Annotated in this window: 12 protein-coding genes; 11 read left to right on the plus strand and 1 reads right to left on the minus strand. The window is 62.0% G+C overall.

Features of this window, described 5'->3' with window-relative positions; translation table 11 throughout:
* The 5 genes from IEX85_RS05920 to IEX85_RS05940 all read left to right on the plus strand — a co-directional run.
* The coding region (locus IEX85_RS05920; RefSeq protein ID WP_188859441.1) for a TIM barrel protein at window positions 1–601 on the plus strand (601 nt) is incomplete at its 5' end.
* Between the two features lie 94 nt (window positions 602–695).
* The gene (glxR, locus tag IEX85_RS05925; RefSeq protein WP_188859443.1) at window positions 696–1,580 is read left to right on the plus strand and encodes a 2-hydroxy-3-oxopropionate reductase; all 885 of its coding nucleotides are present in this window, start codon (window positions 696–698) and stop codon (window positions 1,578–1,580) included.
* 441 nt (window positions 1,581–2,021) lie between these two features.
* On the plus strand, window positions 2,022–3,248 hold the full coding sequence (locus IEX85_RS05930; protein ID WP_188859445.1) for a malic enzyme-like NAD(P)-binding protein: 1,227 nt from the start codon (window positions 2,022–2,024) through the stop codon (window positions 3,246–3,248).
* Between the two features lie 298 nt (window positions 3,249–3,546).
* Window positions 3,547–5,154 carry an alkaline phosphatase family protein gene (locus IEX85_RS05935; RefSeq protein WP_188859447.1) on the plus strand — a complete coding sequence of 536 codons (1,608 nt, stop codon included), beginning with the start codon at window positions 3,547–3,549 and terminating at the stop codon, window positions 5,152–5,154.
* Between the two features lie 78 nt (window positions 5,155–5,232).
* Window positions 5,233–5,952 carry a hypothetical protein gene (locus tag IEX85_RS05940; protein WP_188859449.1) on the plus strand — a complete coding sequence of 240 codons (720 nt, stop codon included), beginning with the start codon at window positions 5,233–5,235 and terminating at the stop codon, window positions 5,950–5,952.
* Between the two features lie 60 nt (window positions 5,953–6,012).
* On the opposite strand, the gene IEX85_RS05945 is transcribed toward IEX85_RS05940, so the two are convergent.
* A complete protein-coding gene (locus IEX85_RS05945; protein WP_188859451.1) occupies window positions 6,013–6,633 on the minus strand; it encodes a TetR/AcrR family transcriptional regulator in 621 nt (206 codons plus the stop codon).
* 120 nt (window positions 6,634–6,753) lie between these two features.
* On the opposite strand from IEX85_RS05945, the gene IEX85_RS05950 reads away from it, so the two are divergent.
* The 6 genes from IEX85_RS05950 to IEX85_RS05975 all read left to right on the plus strand — a co-directional run bounded on the left by IEX85_RS05950 (window position 6,754) and on the right by IEX85_RS05975 (window position 17,033).
* Complete coding sequence (locus IEX85_RS05950; RefSeq protein ID WP_188859453.1) at window positions 6,754–8,769, plus strand: NADPH-dependent 2,4-dienoyl-CoA reductase; 2,016 nt, start codon at window positions 6,754–6,756, stop codon at window positions 8,767–8,769.
* A 638-nt stretch (window positions 8,770–9,407) separates the two neighbouring features.
* Window positions 9,408–11,036 carry a DUF1302 domain-containing protein gene (locus IEX85_RS05955; RefSeq protein ID WP_188859455.1) on the plus strand — a complete coding sequence of 543 codons (1,629 nt, stop codon included), beginning with the start codon at window positions 9,408–9,410 and terminating at the stop codon, window positions 11,034–11,036.
* Window positions 11,037–11,085: 49 nt separating this feature from the next.
* Complete coding sequence (locus IEX85_RS05960) at window positions 11,086–12,447, plus strand: DUF1329 domain-containing protein (RefSeq protein WP_188859457.1); 1,362 nt, start codon at window positions 11,086–11,088, stop codon at window positions 12,445–12,447.
* A gap of 251 nt (window positions 12,448–12,698) precedes the next feature.
* Window positions 12,699–13,784 carry a WD40/YVTN/BNR-like repeat-containing protein gene (locus IEX85_RS05965; RefSeq protein ID WP_229721807.1) on the plus strand — a complete coding sequence of 362 codons (1,086 nt, stop codon included), beginning with the start codon at window positions 12,699–12,701 and terminating at the stop codon, window positions 13,782–13,784.
* Window positions 13,784–16,207 (plus strand): efflux RND transporter permease subunit, encoded by a 2,424-nt coding sequence (locus IEX85_RS05970; protein WP_188859461.1) that lies wholly within the window; start codon window positions 13,784–13,786, stop codon window positions 16,205–16,207. Before IEX85_RS05965 ends, IEX85_RS05970 begins: the two co-directional genes overlap by 1 nt.
* Window positions 16,200–17,033 carry a universal stress protein gene (locus tag IEX85_RS05975; RefSeq protein WP_188859463.1) on the plus strand — a complete coding sequence of 278 codons (834 nt, stop codon included), beginning with the start codon at window positions 16,200–16,202 and terminating at the stop codon, window positions 17,031–17,033. Before IEX85_RS05970 ends, IEX85_RS05975 begins: the two co-directional genes overlap by 8 nt.
* The last annotated feature ends 190 nt before the right edge of the window (window positions 17,034–17,223 follow it).

The raw sequence follows: 17,223 nt of genomic DNA on the forward strand, positions 1-17,223 counted from the left end.
GCCGGCCGGCGACTGGGCCGCGGGCGAGCGCGGTATCGCCTGCCACCCGGACCGTATCGAGGAGTTCCGCGCCGGCGTCGACCGCGCGATCCGCTACGCCCGCGCCCTCGGCAACGAACAGGTCAACTGCCTGGCCGGCATACAGCCTGAAGGCGTGTCCGACGAGGTGGCCGAAGACACTCTCGTCGAAAACCTCAAGTACGCGGCGAAGAAGCTCGAGCAGGCCGGTATCCGGCTGGTGATGGAAGCCATCAACACCCGCGATATCCCGGGCTTCTTCCTCAACAACACCCAGCAGGCACTGCGCATTCGCGACCGGGTCTGCAGCGACAACCTGACGCTGCAGTACGACATCTATCACATGCAGATCATGGAAGGCGATATCTGCCCGACGCTGGAAGCCAATATCGGCGCCATCCGCCACATCCAGCTGGCGGACAACCCGGGCCGGCACGAACCGGGGACCGGCGAGCTCAACTACCGCTTCATCTTCGGTTTCATCGACCGACTCGGCTACGACGGCTGGATCGGCTGCGAGTACAAGCCGGCCACGACCACCGAGGCAGGCCTTGGCTGGATGAAAGACCACAACGTTATCTAACCCAAAATCGTGGGAGCGGCGCCCCGCCGCGAATGGCATCCGACACCTCATTAATTCGCGGCGAGGGCGCCGCTCCTACAAACGGAGGCAAACAATGGCCAACATCGGATTTATCGGCACCGGCATCATGGGTCTGCCCATGGCGCAGAATCTCGCGAACGCCGGCCACCAGCTGTTCGTTTCAACCCAGCGTAGCCCGGTTCCGGCGGAGCTGGCCGACGCCGAGGGCTGCGCCACCCCAAAGGCCGTCGCAGAAGCGGCCGAATTCATCATCCTGATGGTGCCGGATACCCCCCAGGTCGAAGCGGTGCTGTTCGGTGAGAACGGCGTCGCTTCAGGCCTCTCGGAAGGCAAGGTCGTGATCGACATGAGCTCGATCTCGCCGCTGGCCACCAAGGATTTCGCCCGGCGTGTCAACGAACTGGGCGCCGAGTACCTGGACGCGCCGGTCTCCGGCGGCGAGGTCGGCGCCAAGGCCGGCACCCTGTCGATCATGGTCGGCGGCAGCGAGGAGACCTTCGCCCGCGCCAAACCGCTGTTCGACATCATGGGCCAGAACATCACCCTGGTCGGCGGCAACGGCGACGGTCAGACCGCCAAGGTGGCCAACCAGATCATCGTGGCGCTGAACATCGAGGCGGTCTCCGAGGCGCTGCTGTTCGCCTCGAAAGCCGGCGCGGATCCTGCCCGCGTACGCGAGGCGCTGATGGGCGGCTTTGCTTCGTCGAAAATCCTCGAAGTGCACGGCGAGCGCATGGTCAAGGGCACCTTCAACCCGGGCTTTCGCATCGAGCTGCACCAGAAGGACCTCAACCTGGCGCTGACCGGCGCGAAGGAGCTGGCGCTTAACCTGCCCAACACCGCTACCGCTCAGCAGATCTTCAGCACCTGCGTGGCCATCGGCGGCGCCGGCTGGGATCACTCGGGCATGATCAAGGGCCTGGAGCATATGTCCAACCACTCGATTCGCGACGAGTAAGGCGGCCGGTTGGGCAGGCAGAAAGCGGTCCCCGTTCAACATGTTCGAGGGCCTCAGGCACCTGCCCAGCCATCCGATCCGCGACAGCGAACCGCGATTTTCAAGTTTGGGCGCGTCCAGGTAGCTGATGCTCCGGCCATGCCGGGTGTCTTTTGTGCGACTGACGAGGGGCGAAGCGTCGGGGCATTCCGCACCCCGCGCCCAATTATACTGCCGGCAGGCAATCAGGCCCCGTCCTGCTCGCCTGCTTCCCCGCGAAAGCAGGCTCGGGCACCCAAGCCCCGCCGCCGTTAACGGGGTTTCACCGGTGATTCGAAGGTCGGCACCGCCACGACGGTGCCGCCGTTGCGGACCCAAAACCGCAACACAACCGCTCTATCATCGAGACTTCATCAACATTTTGGCCGCCCTTCGGGGCGGTTCTTTACTCAGGATCCGCTGATGAACGACGCCTTCAAGCAACAGGCTCTGGATTACCACGAATTCCCGCAACCCGGAAAGATCGGTGTCTGTCTGACCAAACCCGCCGAGTCCGCCCGTGACCTGGCGCTGGCCTACAGCCCCGGCGTCGCTGAACCGGTGCGCGAGATAGCCCGCGACCCGGCCAATGCCTACCGCTACACCGCCAAGGGCAACCTGGTCGCGGTCATCTCCAACGGCACCGCCATCCTTGGTCTCGGTGACCTCGGCGCGCTGGCCAGCAAGCCGGTCATGGAAGGCAAATCCCTGCTGTTCAAGCGATTTGCCAATATCGACTCCATCGACCTGGAAGTCGATCTGACCGACCCCAAGGCCTTCGTCGACAGCTTCGGCGGCATCAACCTCGAGGACATCAAGGCGCCGGAGTGCTTCGAGATCGAGCGCGCACTGATCGAGCGATGCAGGATTCCGGTGTTCCATGACGATCAGCACGGCACCGCCATCGTCACCGCCGCGGGCCTCCTCAATGCCCTCGAGATCGCCGGCAAGTCGCTGGCACAGGCACGTATCGTCTGTCTGGGCGCCGGCGCCGCCGCCACCGCCTGCATGAACCTGCTGAAGAGCTTCGGCGCCGATGCCGCGAATATCTTCGTGCTCGACCGCAAGGGCGTGATCCACAGCGGCCGTGACGACCTGACGCCCGAGAAAGCCGGCTTCGCCATCGACACCGACGCCCGCACCCTGGACGACGCCATCGACGGCGCGGACGTCTTCGTCGGCCTTTCCGGCGCCAACATGCTGTCGCCGTTGCAGCTGGAAAAAATGGCCGCCAACCCGGTGGTCTTCGCCTGCGCCAACCCGGATCCTGAGATCCGCCCGGAAATCGCGCAGGAAACCCGCCCGGACGTCATCGTCGCCACCGGCCGTTCCGACTATCCGAACCAGGTCAACAACGTGCTGGGCTTCCCCTACATCTTCCGTGGCGCCCTGGATGTCCGCGCCCGCGAGATCAACGAGGAAATGAAGATGGCCGCCGCCCGCGCGATCGCGGATCTGGCGAAAGAGCCGGTCACCGCCGAGGTACTCGGTGCCTATGAACTCGAAAGCCTCGAATTCGGTCGCGACTACATCCTGCCGAAGGCCACCGACGCTCGCCTGCTGACCGTGGTCGCCGAGGCCGTTGCCCGCGCCGCCATCGACTCGGGCGCTGCCAGCCTGCCCTACCCCGAGCATTACCCGCTTAGCTGATCCCGGCGCCGGGCTACCCGACCCAGGGCAGCCCGGCAACCGCCTTTCTGGCCAGCCGGGGCATCGTTTTTCAATGCCACGTCAAAGCCGCTTCGCAGTCCGCCACCGTTGCCAAAACCGGCGGAGCAGCGAACGGACGCCAAATCTCGCCCCCCCTCACCAGCGGTACTGTCAGAGCAGTTAACCACCGCGACAAAAAACCGTAACAGCACCGTAATGGATCCAATTCACAATTAGCGCTCTTAGGGGCGAGCCAGGCTCGCTACCGGATAAACACCTTCGCTTTAGGATTCGCGCAATGAACATCAAGAAGCTCAGCCTTGCAGCTGCAATTTCACTGGCCTGCGCCGCAACCGCCAACGCCGGTCAGAACAATGCTTCCGTTCCCGATTACCAGGCTCAGAACCAGTGGTACCAGGACGCCGTGCAAACGCTGAAACTGAAGCAGGCCAGCGGCTCTCTCGGCGCCAAGAACGTCATTCTGTTCGTGGGTGACGGCATGGGCATTTCCACCGTGACGGCCGCGCGTATCCTCGAAGGTCAGCTTAACGAACTCGATGGCGAGGAAAACAACCTCAGCTTCGACCTCTTCCCCTATACCGGCCTTGCGAAGACCTACAATGTCGACGCCCAGACCCCGGACTCGGCCGGCACCGCGACCGCCATGATGACCGGCGTCAAGACCGATATGGGCGTCCTCGGCGTCGACGAGGACATTGAACGTGGCAACTGCTCCACCGTCGCCGGCAACGAACTGACCACAGCGCTGGAGCTTGCGGAACTTGCCGGCAAGTCGACCGGTCTCGTTTCCACCGCCCGCATCACCCACGCCACCCCGGCGGCGGCCTACGCCAAGTCCGCCGACCGCAACTGGGAAGATATCTCCGATATGCCGGCCGACGCGGTCGCGGAAGGCTGCACCGATATCGCCCTTCAGCTGGTGGAGTTCGAAGATAATCTGGAACAGCGCTACCCGGGCGCCGATGTCGACGGCATCGAAGTCGTGATGGGCGGCGGGCGTCGCCACTTCCTGCCCAAGGACGCAGCCTACAACAGCAGTGATGCCGTCAGCCCCGTCGAGGGCGATCGTACCGACGAGCGCGACCTCACCGCTGAGTGGCAGGCGAACTACCCGAACGGTCAGTACGTTGTCGACCAGGACGGTTTCAACGCCATCGATGCCAACGGCACAGAGCGTGTCTTCGGCCTGTTCAACGAGTCCCACATGCAGTACGAAGCCGACCGTGCCAACGACATTGCCGGCGAGCCCTCGCTGAGCGAGATGACCGAGAAAGCCATCGACGTGCTCGACAACAACGACAAGGGCTTTTTCCTGATGGTGGAATCGGGCCGCATCGACCACGCGCATCACGCCGGCAATGCCTATGGCGCCCTGACCGAAGCGATCGAGCTGTCCAACGCCGTCGAGGCGGCGATGGAAGCCACCGATCCGAAGGACACCCTGATCCTCGTGACCGCCGACCACAGCCACGTCTTCACCATCGCAGGCTACCCCAAGCGCGGCAACCCGATTCTGGGCAAGGTGGTCACTGTTGGTTCCGACGAGCCCTCACTGGCCAGCGACGGTCTGCCCTACACCACCCTGGGCTACACCAATGGTATGGGCTTCCATGACCTGGGCGACGAAACCGACTCCGACGCGGTTTACAGCGAGAGCATCAATGCCGGTCGCCAGGACCTGACCGAAGTCGATACCACCGCTCCGGGCTTCCACCAGGAAGCACTGGTTCCGCTGGGCTCGGAAACCCACGCCGGTGAAGATGTGGCCATCTATGGCTACGGCCCGGGCGCGCAGCTGATCAGCGGCGTCAACGAGCAGAACATTATCTTCCACGCCATGGACGCCACCGCCAAACTGAACGAAAAAGCCAGGTCCGGTCACTGATCCCGACCAACACCCCAGTATCCACCTGCACCGACGGGGAGCCCTGCTCCCCGTCGTCTTGTCAAGAAAGGACAGACTATGAAGTATCTGGCCCCGGCGGTATTGCTAAGCTGCTGCTGCACGCTGGCAACAGCCGCCGACTGCACCGAACAGGCCGACAACCTGACCGCAAACTACCAGGTGACCCGTCAGAGCGCCGATGGCAGCCAGCAGAGTTACAGCATGACGCTCTGGCGCCAGGGCGAACAGGTGGCGCACCAGTACCCGGAGCGGGGTATCACCCAGGTATGGGGCCAGGCCGCCAATGGCAGCCTGCACCTTGGACAGCACTTCGACGAATACCAGAAGGGAATCGAATACCAGCCGCTGGATATCAACCGCGGTCGTGGTGAGAAGGACTGGTCGCTCAGATACCAGCTGGTGTCGGATCAGCTCAAAGCCCGCATGGAACGGGTGGACGAAAAAGGCAACGGCTGCGAAGCAACCCGGCAGTACCGGCTCGACGACGAACGACAGCTGACGCTGAGCTGGCGCGAAGGCCCGCGACTGCTCGAGTCGTTCGAGATCCGCTCGCAGGCCGGCACCACCACCTGGACCCTCACCTCCGTCGACACCGACCAAACCAGGGTGGCACAGTTCTTCGATCGGCATGCGAACTACCAGCTGACCGACTACGCGGATATCGGCGACAACGAATCCGATCCTTTCATTCGCCAGATGATCCATCTCGGATTCATCGACCATGGCGCATCGGGATTCTACGACGCTCAGGGCAACGCCGCGGAACACCATCACTGAAAACCGCTGAATCAGGGATGTTTCGTCACTGCCCCGCCGGGATGCCGCCAGCGGCAGCACTCAGTCCGGCTCGCCGGCGGCCTCGATCGACTGGCGGAACATGGACTCGGCCAGACGCAGCAAGGGGCCCAAGTTGCGCCGGTCGACATAGATACCATCGAGAATCAGACGCGACAGGCCGTGCAGCGTGGCCCAGCTAATCTGCGCCAGCCGCAGGGTATCGACGTTGCTCGGCATCACATCCGCCGCCTGCCAGGACTCGACCGTCCGTACATGCTGCCGGAAGACCCGGTACGCCTCCGTCTTCAGGCTTTCGCTCGGCTCCCCCGACTTCCAGACGCTCTGACCGAACATCAGGTTGTAGGCCTGTGGCTGTTCCAGGGCGAAGTTGACGTAATGCTCGATAAAACCGCTCACCTGGCGCCCGGGGTCACTCTGCTCCGCCAGCAGCCGGTTCACGCCCGCTTCGTAGTGATGAAAGCCGGTTTCGGCGATTGCCGAGAGCAGTTCCTGTTTGTCGGCGAAATGATGGTAGGGCGCGGTACGTGAAACACCGACCCGGTCGGCCAGCTTGCGCATACTCAGCGCCTCGATGCCGCCTTCGGTGATCATGGCGGTGGCCGCCGCAAGCAGCGAGCTGCGCAGATCGCCATGATGATATGAGGATTTCGACTGATTCATTGCTCTATTCTATATGCTGTGGCGCCCGGCTCCAATCTTGACGACGTCAAAATAAATCGCTAACTTGACGCTGTCCAGATAGCAATATCGATTCCGAACCGTGCCTGACGAGGAGACCCCATGTCGACGACTCGCTACCCCAACCTGCTTGCTCCGCTTGATCTTGGCTTCACCACCCTGAAGAACCGCGTGCTGATGGGATCCATGCACACCGGCCTGGAGGAGATGCCCAACGGTTACGAGCGCATGGCCGCTTTCTACGCCGAACGCGCCCGCGGCGGCGTCGGGCTCATCGTGACCGGCGGCATCTCGCCCAACGAGGAAGGCGTCACCATGAAAGGCGCCTCGGTGATGGCATCGGCGGAGGATGCACAGCACCACAGGATCGTCACCGATGCGGTCCACGCTGAAGGCGGCAAGATCTGCATGCAGATCCTGCATACCGGCCGCTACTCGTACAACAAGAAGCTGATCGCGCCCTCCGCCATCCAGGCACCGATCAATGCATTTGTGCCCCACGAGGTGACGGAAGCGGAAATCGAACAGCAGATCGGGGACTTCGTCCGCTGCGCCGCGCTGGCCCGGGAAGCCGGCTACGATGGCGTCGAGATCATGGGCTCCGAAGGGTACTTCATCAACCAGTTCATCGTGACCCGCACCAACAAGCGTGAAGACAGCTGGGGCGGCGATTACGAGAACCGCATCCGCTTCGCCATCGAGGTGGTCAGGCGCGTGCGCGAGGAAGTCGGCGAGAATTTCATTATCATCTATCGTCTGTCGATGCTCGACCTGGTCGAGGAAGGCAGCAGCCTTGAAGAAATCGTCACCCTGGGCCGCGAGATCGAAAAGGCCGGCGCGACCCTGATCAATACCGGCATCGGCTGGCACGAGGCCCGGGTTCCGACCATCGTGACCAAGGTACCGCGCGCCGCCTTCACCTGGGTGACTGCCCGCATCCGCAAGGAGCTGAGCGTACCGGTTATCACCTCGAACCGCATCAACAGCCCCGAGGTGGCGGAAGAAGTGCTTAGCCGCGGCGACGCCGACATGGTCTCCATGGCCCGCCCCTTCCTCGCTGATCCGGAATTCGTGCGCAAGGCCGCCGAGGGCCGCGCCGACGAGATCAACACCTGCATCGGCTGCAACCAGGCCTGTCTCGACCACATCTTTGTCGGCAAGCTCACCAGTTGCCTGGTGAACCCGCGCGCCTGCCACGAAACCGAACTGCTGATCGAACCCGCTGCCGAGCCGAAAAAACTCGCCGTCGTCGGCGCCGGCCCCGCAGGGCTTGCCTTCGCCACCACCGCGGCGCAGCGCGGCCACCAGGTCACGCTGTTCGACAGCCGCGACGAAATCGGCGGCCAGTTCAACATCGCCAAACGCATTCCCGGCAAGGGCGAGTTCTACGAAACGCTGCGCTACTTCAACCGCCAGATCGAACTGACCGGCGTCAAACTGGAGCTTGGCAAACGCGTTACCGCCGAGCAACTCAATGCCGGCGACTTCGACGAGGTGATCATCGCCACCGGCATCGCGCCGCGCACGCCCGGGATCGAGGGCATCGACCACCCCAGCGTACTCAGCTACCTGGATGTAATGCAGGGTGCCGAAGTCGGCTCCAGGGTCGCCGTGATCGGAGCCGGCGGCATTGGCTTCGATATCAGCGAGAAACTGACCCACGGCGACAGCGACCCCAGTGTCGACATCGCCGCTTTCATGGCCTCCTGGGGCGTCGATATGACGCTGCAGCATCGGGGCGGCCTGACCCGGCCGCAGCCGGAACCCTCCCCGCGCGAGGTCTGGCTGCTGCAGCGCAAGACCAGCAAGGTCGGTGCAGGCCTTGGCAAGACATCGGGCTGGGTGCACCGCGCCGGCCTTCTGGCCAAGGGCGTACATATGGTCGCCGGTTGCGAATACGTGCGAATCGACGACCAGGGACTGCACCTGAAAGTCAACGGCGAGTCGCAGGTCCTACCCGTCGACAATGTCATTATCTGTGCCGGCCAGGATCCGCTGCGTGAGCTTCAGACGGGCCTTGAAAAGCCCAGCCGTCTGATCGGCGGCGCCGACGTCGCCGCCGAGCTCGACGCCAAACGCGCCATCGATCAGGGTACGCGACTGGCCGCTGCCATCTAGAACCGCACGCACGTCGGCAGGTACGCCCTCCCCGGGCCGGCCTGCCGGCAATTAAAAAGAGCCGCTTAGCCACAACGTTCTAACGCGCTCGCCGCCCTTCTTTCTCTCCGGACAGCAGAATAAATCGAAAAACCCTTTAACCGTTGGGCACGCGGATGATGCCGCGTCTAGACTTTGCAGAATCCGCAAGATTACGGAAGGAGGTCAAATCCGCGGCGCAATATGTCAATCAAAAGGCGCGTTATGTCAATTGATTTGCGTCTTGTGTCAAGCCGGACGAATACGGAAAAAGTTAAAGTTTCACTCAACGTGACGGAAGCGAATTCGCGGTTAATCAAATAGGCCCGAAAACGCGAATACCGGATAGACGAAGAACGCAAGCCGCCATGGCACTTTGTTTATCGGCGTCCGTTTGCAACGAGAGCACATAAAATAATAAATCGAGTGGCAATACGATGAATAACCGTTTTAACCACAACTCTGACGCAACCTTCACTCAGATCCGTTTCCGCGCAGGAAAGGTTCCCCCTTCACAGTTGTCTGGCCGATCTGGCCCAGAGAGCCGTTGGTGCTCGTCCCGACCTCTCGGAAACTGATTCTAAGCAGTGATAAAAAAAACAAACGAGGATATCAAGGCAATGAACCAAGCCCTCGCAAAACCAGGAAAACTCTGCTCCAAGCGCAAGCCGCTCAGCCTCGGCATTCGCCAGGCCACCATGGCTGCCGTCATGGTTGCAGCCGCCGCGCCCCAGGCCTACGCGCTGAACTTCCAGCTCGACAACGGCATGACCATCGACCTGGACACCACCCTGACCTACGACGCCCAGTGGCGTATGCAGGACCAGTCCAAGGAGATTCTCGAATTCGGCGGCCTCGGCGAACTGACCGATGATGGCAACCGCAACTTCGATGAAGGCGACATGACGCAGAACCGCGTCAGCTTCGGTACCGACTTCGACGCCAACTACGGCGACGGCGGTGTCTTCGTCCGTGCCCGCGGCTGGTACGACGAAATCTACGACGACGGTGACCTGGCCCGCGAATCCTTCCAGCAGGATGGTATCGACGAGCACAAATCCAAGATCGAGTTCCTGGATGCCTTCTGGTACCACAACTTTGCGCTGGGCGACCGCAACCTGAGCCTGCGCGTCGGCGAGCAGGTGGTCAACTGGGGCGAGAGCCTGTTCCTGCAGGGCGGCATCTCCACCGCCATGGGCCCGCTGGACGCCACCAAGGCCAACGCACCGGGCACCGAGCTGAAGGATATCTTCATGCCGATCGGCCAGGTCTATGCTGAAATGACCCTGACCGACAACCTGTCGCTGGGCGCCTACTACCAGTACGACTGGGAAGCCACCCGTATCGACGCCCCGGGCACCTACTTCAACATCCTCGACGGTTTCGGCCAGAAGTCCGTTGGTGACCAGTTCGGCGGGCCCGTTCTTGGCGTAGATCTGCCGGTCACCGAAGACGAGCCGGATGAAGGCCAGTACGGTATCGCGCTGCGCTACCTGGCGGAAAACCTCAACAGCACCGAGTTCGGCTTCTACTACCTGAACTACAACGACTTTACCCCGTCGCTGCAGGTCTTCAGCAACCCGGCGCTGGGCGGCTCCATCGGCATGAACCACGAGTACTTCGAAGATATCGACCTGTATGGTCTGAGCTTCGGCACCGTATTCGGCGACGTCAACGTCAGCGGCGAAATTTCCTACCGCGACGGTTCACCGGTCCAGATTGTCGACACCTTTGGAGGCTTCTTGTTCGCACCGGCCGAAACCGTGCAAACCCAGGTCTCTGCTATTTATATCCTGCCGCAGAACCCGCTGGCCGATAACATGAGCTTCACCGGCGAAATCGGCTACAACCGCGTACTGGATATCGATATGCCGAACGGCCATCCGCGCAATAGCTCGAAGCTCAAAGACCAGATCGCCCGCAAGAACGATATCGGCGCGGCATCTGCCGTGGTCAGCCTGAAAGCCGACTACTTCAACATCATCGGCGGCCTGGACATGTCCGTAACCGGCACCTACCGCAACGACTTCAGCGGCCGTTCGTCGACGTCCTACACCTTCACCGAGGACAACGAACAGTTCGCGCTGAAGACCGACTTCACCTACCTGGGCAAGCACAAGTTCGGCGCCAGCTACGTCTGGTTCCTGGCTAACCCGAAAGACATCATCAAGGACGACGACACACTTGCGTTCGGTAACCTCAACGCCGACCGCGACTACCTGGCCGCGTACTACAAGTACAGCTTCTAACTTCGAGTTTCATAACAACAATCAGGTCAATACCTGAGGAGTCAACAAGATGAGCTTCAAGAGATCGATTCTCGCAGCTACCGTTACCGCGCTGGCGCTGAACGCCGGCATGGCCATTGCCAAGGTTTCCCCGGAAGAAGCCGCCAAGCTGGGTAACGAATTGACCCCGTTCGGCGCCGAGCGCGCAGGCAACGCCGACGGCTCCATCCCCGAGTGGACCGGTGGCCTGACCACCGCCCCGGCCGGCTACACCAAGGGCGGCCAGCTGGTCGACCCGTTCGCCGACGAAAAGCCGCTGTACACCGTGACCTCGCAGAACCTCGCCGAGTACGGTGATATGCTGTCCGACGGTCAGAAGGCGCTGTTCGCCAAGTACCCGGACTTCAAAATGAACGTCTACCCGACCCACCGTACCGCTCCGATTCCGGACTGGGTCGCCGAGAACACCAAAACCAACGCGCTCAACGCCGAGCTGACCCCGAACGGCAACGGTGTGACCAACGCCTACGGTGGTATCCCGTTCCCGATTCCGCAGAACGGTAACGAAGCGATCTGGAACCACACCCTGCGCTGGTACGGCGAAGGCAAGGACGCGACCTACGAGAGCGCCACGATCTACGCCAACGGCTCCCGCGCCGTGACCGCAGGCCACCTGATCGAGACCTACCCGTACTACTACAAGGACGGTGACATCACCAGTTTCAACGGCAACATCATTCAGCTGCTGCTGGAATACTCGCTGCCGACCCGCCGCAAGGGTGAAGTGACTCTGGTCCGTGACCCGGTCAACGCCGCCAAGGAACCGCGTCAGGCATGGCAGTACATCCCGGGCCAGCGTCGCGTGCGTCGCGCGCCGACCATCGCCTTCGATACGCCGGATCCCGGTTCCAACGGTCTGACCACCTATGACCAGGCGTTCATGTTCAACGGCTCGCCGGAACGCTACAACTGGGAACTGATCGGCAAGAAGGAAATGCTGGTGCCGTACAACTCGTACAAGTTCCTGACCGCCCACGACAAGGGCACCTCCTTCGAGGAACTCTGGCCGACCAACTTCACCAACCCGGATTTCGAGCGCTGGGAGAAGCACCGCGTATGGGTCGTCGAGGCCACCCTGCGTGAAGACAGCCGCCACATCTACGGCAAGCGTCGCTTCTACCTGGACGAGGACTCCTGGTTCGTGCTGATGACCGACATGTACGACGGTCGTGGCGAACTGTGGCGCTACGGTCACTCCCATCCGGTGGTGATGTACGGCAACTCCGTAATCGCACGTGCCGTCACCAACTACGACCTGCAGTCCGGTGACTACGCGGTCCAGGAGTACGACACCATTCCGTACACCCAGGAAGCGACCAAAGACGACAACTTCTACACTCCGCAGAACGTTCGTCAGATGGCCCGCCGCTAATCGCGGAAATAAGGAGACCGGCGCGCAAGCGCCGGTCTTTCCTTCCACTATTCCGCCAGTGCGTTTTATCCAAGCGTATTGCCGGAATAGCGCCAAAACTCTGTTGCCAGTATTCCCAAGTGTGAAGTGCCGGGAAGGTTCCGTCCCACGTTAATTTCAAAAAGAAAAATCCTATGAAAATGCGAAATATAGTCCAGTCCGTTATACAACCTCCGCGCCCACCGCGCGCACGCACCAGTCTCAGCATTCTCATGGGACTGGCGCTTTCCGGAAGCGCCCTGGCCGGCGATGCCCTGGAAGAGCCGGCCCTGATGTCGCCGCTGGCCGCTCACAGCCTGCTGCTGGATATCGAGCGGGTCGACGGCAAACTCATTGCCGTCGGCGAGCGCGGCCATATCGTTACCTCCACTGACGAGGGCGGCTCCTGGCAGCAGGCCCCCGTGCCGGTACGCGTGACGCTGACCAACACCTTCTTCGTCGACGACAGCTACGGCTGGACCGTCGGCCACGACGGTGTGGTACTCAAGACCGAGGACGGCGGCAAAAGCTGGCGCAAGCTGCTCGACGGCAACGTCGCCAACCAGATCATGCTGGAACACGCCCAGGCGCGCCTGGCCGACTTCGAAGAAACCTACGATGCGGCACCTGAGGAACAGCGCGAAGAGATGGAAGGCGAGCTGGAAAGCCGCACCTACATGGCTGACGACGCCCAGGCCTTCACCAACGAGGGCCCCAGCCGTCCGTTCCTGGACCTGTGGTTCAAGGACCGCAACGAGGGCATCGTAGTCGGCGCCTTCGGCCTGATACTGCACACCACCGACGGCGGTGAAACCTGGCAGGCCTGGTTCGACCGCATGGAGAACCCCACGCTGTTCCACCTCAACGCCATCAAGCAGATCGGCGATGAACTCTATATCACGGCCGAGGCCGGCACCCTGTTTCGCTCCAGCGACTGGGGCCAGAGCTGGGAAATACTGGACAGCCCCTACGACGGCTCGTTTTTCGGCATCACCGGCAACGACCAGGGCCGGATAATCGCCTATGGTCTGCGTGGCCATGCCTTCCAGTCCGAAGACTGGGGTGACACCTGGGACACCATCGACACCGGCGTGGACGCGAGCTTCTTCAGCGGCACCATGCTTGATGACGGCTCGGTAGTGCTGGTCGGGGCCGGCGGCATCTCCCTGCACCTGGACGCCGACGGAAATGTCATCGGTACCAGCCGGGATTCGTCCCGCCTGCCGTTGAGCAAGGTACTCGAGAGCGAAGACAAGGGTTTGCTGATCGCCGGACCACATGGCGTTCATGCCGTTGCTGTTAGTGAAGGTAAAAAATAATGAAAAAGACGAACAAACCGATGGAAACCGGCCTCTCGGGCGCCGAATCCGTCATCGAACGCATATTCTTCAACCACCGACCGCTGCTGATCGTACTGATGGCGGCACTGACGCTGTTCTTCGGCTATCAGGCCAGCACCATCAAGCCGGAAGCCAGCTTCGAGAAGATGATCCCGGCGTCACACCCCTATATCGCCAACTACATCCAGCACAAGGATGACCTGGCGGGCCTGGGCAACGCCATCCGTATCTCGGTCGAGCACACCGAGGGCGACATCTTCGACAAGGATTTCCAGCAGACGCTGCAGCAGATCCACGACGAAGTGTTCTACATCCCCGGCGTCGACCGTGCCAACCTGATCTCGATCTGGGCATCGGGCGTGCGCTGGAACGAAGTCACCGAGGAAGGTCTGACCGGCGGTCCTGTCATTGCCGATACCTATGACGGCTCCCCGGAAGAGCTTGAAAAGCTCAAGACCAATATCCTGAAGTCGGGTCGTATCGGCTCGCTGGTCGCCAACGACTTCAAGTCCGCCGTTGTCTACGCGCCGCTGCTGGACAAGAACCCGGAAACCGGTCTGCCGATCGACTACCAGGAGTTCTCCAGCCAGCTCGAAGAACTGATCCGCGACAAGTACGAAAGCGACAGCGTCAAGGTCCATATCACCGGCTTCGCCAAGGTCGTCGGCGACCTCATCGACGGCGCCAGCCAGGTGGCGGTGTTCTTCGCCATGGCTCTGGTCATCACTCTGGTGCTGCTGTACGCCTACTCGCGCTGCATGCGCAGCTCGGTGGTACCGCTGCTGTGTTCCGTGATCGCAGTGATCTGGCAGCTGGGCCTGCTGAAAACCCTGGGCTACGGTCTTGACCCCTACTCCATGCTGGTCCCGTTCCTGGTGTTCGCCATCGGCGTCAGCCACGGTGTGCAGATCATCAACGCCATCGGCCACGAAAGCGCCAAGGGCGCGGGCAAGGAACTGGCCGCACGGCTGGCATTCCGCGCGCTGTACGTCCCGGGCATCATCGCCCTGATCAGCGACGGCGTCGGCTTCGCCACCCTGATGGTCATCAACATCGAAGTCATCCAGGACCTGGCCGTTGCCGCCAGCATGGGTGTTGCCGTTATCATCCTCACCAACCTGGTACTGCTGCCGGTTCTGATGTCCTACACCGGCGTCAGCCAGAAGTCGGTCAAGAAGCAGCAGCATATCGAAGAGCACGGCAAGCACCCGATTTGGAACCTGCTGTCGGGCTTCACCCAGCGTCCGCAGGCCGCGCTGCTGATTCTGGTCGCCCTGGGTCTGACCGCCATGGGTCTTTACCAGAGCCAGGACCTGAAGGTCGGCGACCTGGATGCCGGCGCCCCGGAACTGCGTCCGGATTCGCGCTACAACCTGGATAACGCCTTCATCAACGAAAACTACTCCACCAGCACCGACATCTTCGTGGTGATGGTGCAGACCGCCAAGGACAAGTGCTCCAACTACCAGACCCTGGATACCGTCGATCAGCTGCAGTGGCGCCTCAAGCAGCTGCCGGGTGTGCAGTCCGCCAACTCGCTGGTCAACGTGACCAAGCAGACCATGAGCGGCTACAACGAAGGCAACATCAAGTGGCTGGGCCTGAACCGCAACCAGAACCTGCTGAACCAGGCCTCCATCGGCGCGCCGCGCGGCAGCTTCAACGCCGACTGCAGCCTGATGCCGGTGTTCGTGTACCTGAACGACCACAAGGCCGAAACGCTCGACAGCGTGGTTAACGAAGTCGAAGCCTTTGCCGCCCAGTACAACAGCGACGACATCACCATCAAGTTGGCGGCCGGTAACGCCGGTATCGAAGCGGCGACCAACATCGTCATCTCGAAAGCGCAGTACGAAATGCTGATCTGGGTCTACTCGGTAGTCGGTATTCTCTGTCTGATTACCTTCCGCTCGGTACGGACCGTGCTCTGCATCCTGCTGCCGCTGGCACTGACCTCGCTGCTCTGCCAGGCCCTGATGGCGCGCCTCGGCATCGGCGTCAAGGTCGCGACCCTGCCGGTCATCGCGCTGGGTGTCGGTATCGGTGTCGACTACGGTATCTATATCTACAGCAAGCTGGAAACCTACCTGAAGTCCGGCTATAGCTTGAGGGACGCCTATTTCAACACCCTGAAGACCACCGGCAAGGCCGTTGCCTTCACCGGCCTTACCCTGGGCATCGGTGTCGGCACCTGGTACTGGTCGCCGATCAAGTTCCAGGCCGATATGGGCATCCTGCTGACCTTCATGTTCGTATGGAACATGGTCGGCGCACTGGTCTTCCTGCCGGCGCTGGCGAGCTTCCTGATCAAGCGCAAGCCGGTCGCGTCCGAGAAATCCGACGCAGGCTCCGAAGGTTCCAAGCACAACGACAAAGCAGAAGCGAAGGTATCCCATGCATGAGTTCAGGCATCTGCTGGCGGTACTGAATACCGCCAGCACCCATCAGGTGGCGCTGCAGCGTGCAGCGCGCCTGGCGCGCAAGAATAATGGCAAGGTCACTGCATTGCTCCCGGCCGGCGATACCGCCGCCGGGGTACGCGAAGCCATCGAGGCGCAACTCGAACAGCTGAAATCCGACGGGCTCGAGGCCACACTGGAGGTCAGCAGCGAGAAAGACGTACTGCGCGCGGTACTGCTGACCCAGCACCAGCACGCCTTCGATCTTGCCGTGAAGGAGCCGCAGCCGCACACCCTGGCCGACGAAGTCTTCACCTCGCTCGACTGGAAGCTGCTGCGCAGCACCCGCAGCCCGGTGCTGCTGGTTCGCTCGGACGCCCATGGCGCCAATGCGCCGGTGCTGGCCGCAGTGGAGGCTCACCCCTCCGACGAGGAGCACCGGGAACTGAACCAGGACATTCTCGACGATGCGCAGTGGCTGGCCGCTCGCCTGGAAGCACCGCTGCACCTGTTCAGCGCCCATCCGGCGCCGATGCAGGATCCCATGCATCCGGACCAGGACCTGAACGCGCTGGCCCGTGAATTTCGCGCTGCCTGCCTGGAGCTCGGAGCGGGCCACGGGATCCCCGAATCACAGGTGCACGTCGCCAGCGGCCCTGCCGAACTGCTGATCCCGCAGAGCGCCGACAGCCTCGACGCTCAGCTGGTGGTACTCGGCACCGTGGCACGCACCGGCCTGCGCGGCGTGCTGCTGGGCAACACCGCCGAGCAGGTCCTGGAAAAGGTCCATACCGACGTTCTGGTGATTCCGCCGCGGCGCAGCGCGTAACACGTTTCGCGCAGCGAACAGCGGCCCCGGCTTGAACGGTCCGCTGTTGCTTCTCTGGATTGCCAACGATTCCGGCGCCCGGGTCCCCGACCCTGGCGCCGGAGTCATTTCAGGGCCGAGGATTCATTCCGGGCCACCGCCTTTCGAGCCCGTCGCTCAAAACTTCCGCTGCCTCCCGGGCCGTCCCGCC

Origin of the sequence: Marinobacterium nitratireducens (assembly GCF_014645375.1) — a bacterium.
Taxonomy (GTDB): Bacteria; Pseudomonadota; Gammaproteobacteria; order Pseudomonadales; family Balneatricaceae; genus Marinobacterium_A; species Marinobacterium_A nitratireducens.

Excerpts from the sequence above, each read along its gene's own strand:
- glxR (WP_188859443.1), top strand. The coding sequence starts at position 696 with ATGGCCAACATCGGATTTATCGGCACCGGCATCATGGGTCTGCCCATG.
- IEX85_RS05930 (WP_188859445.1), top strand. The coding sequence starts at position 2,022 with ATGAACGACGCCTTCAAGCAACAGGCTCTGGATTACCACGAATTCCCG.
- IEX85_RS05935 (WP_188859447.1), top strand. The coding sequence starts at position 3,547 with ATGAACATCAAGAAGCTCAGCCTTGCAGCTGCAATTTCACTGGCCTGC.
- IEX85_RS05940 (WP_188859449.1), top strand. The coding sequence starts at position 5,233 with ATGAAGTATCTGGCCCCGGCGGTATTGCTAAGCTGCTGCTGCACGCTG.
- IEX85_RS05945 (WP_188859451.1), bottom strand. The coding sequence starts at position 6,633 with ATGAATCAGTCGAAATCCTCATATCATCATGGCGATCTGCGCAGCTCG.
- IEX85_RS05950 (WP_188859453.1), top strand. The coding sequence starts at position 6,754 with ATGTCGACGACTCGCTACCCCAACCTGCTTGCTCCGCTTGATCTTGGC.
- IEX85_RS05955 (WP_188859455.1), top strand. The coding sequence starts at position 9,408 with ATGAACCAAGCCCTCGCAAAACCAGGAAAACTCTGCTCCAAGCGCAAG.
- IEX85_RS05960 (WP_188859457.1), top strand. The coding sequence starts at position 11,086 with ATGAGCTTCAAGAGATCGATTCTCGCAGCTACCGTTACCGCGCTGGCG.
- IEX85_RS05965 (WP_229721807.1), top strand. The coding sequence starts at position 12,699 with ATGGGACTGGCGCTTTCCGGAAGCGCCCTGGCCGGCGATGCCCTGGAA.
- IEX85_RS05970 (WP_188859461.1), top strand. The coding sequence starts at position 13,784 with ATGAAAAAGACGAACAAACCGATGGAAACCGGCCTCTCGGGCGCCGAA.
- IEX85_RS05975 (WP_188859463.1), top strand. The coding sequence starts at position 16,200 with ATGCATGAGTTCAGGCATCTGCTGGCGGTACTGAATACCGCCAGCACC.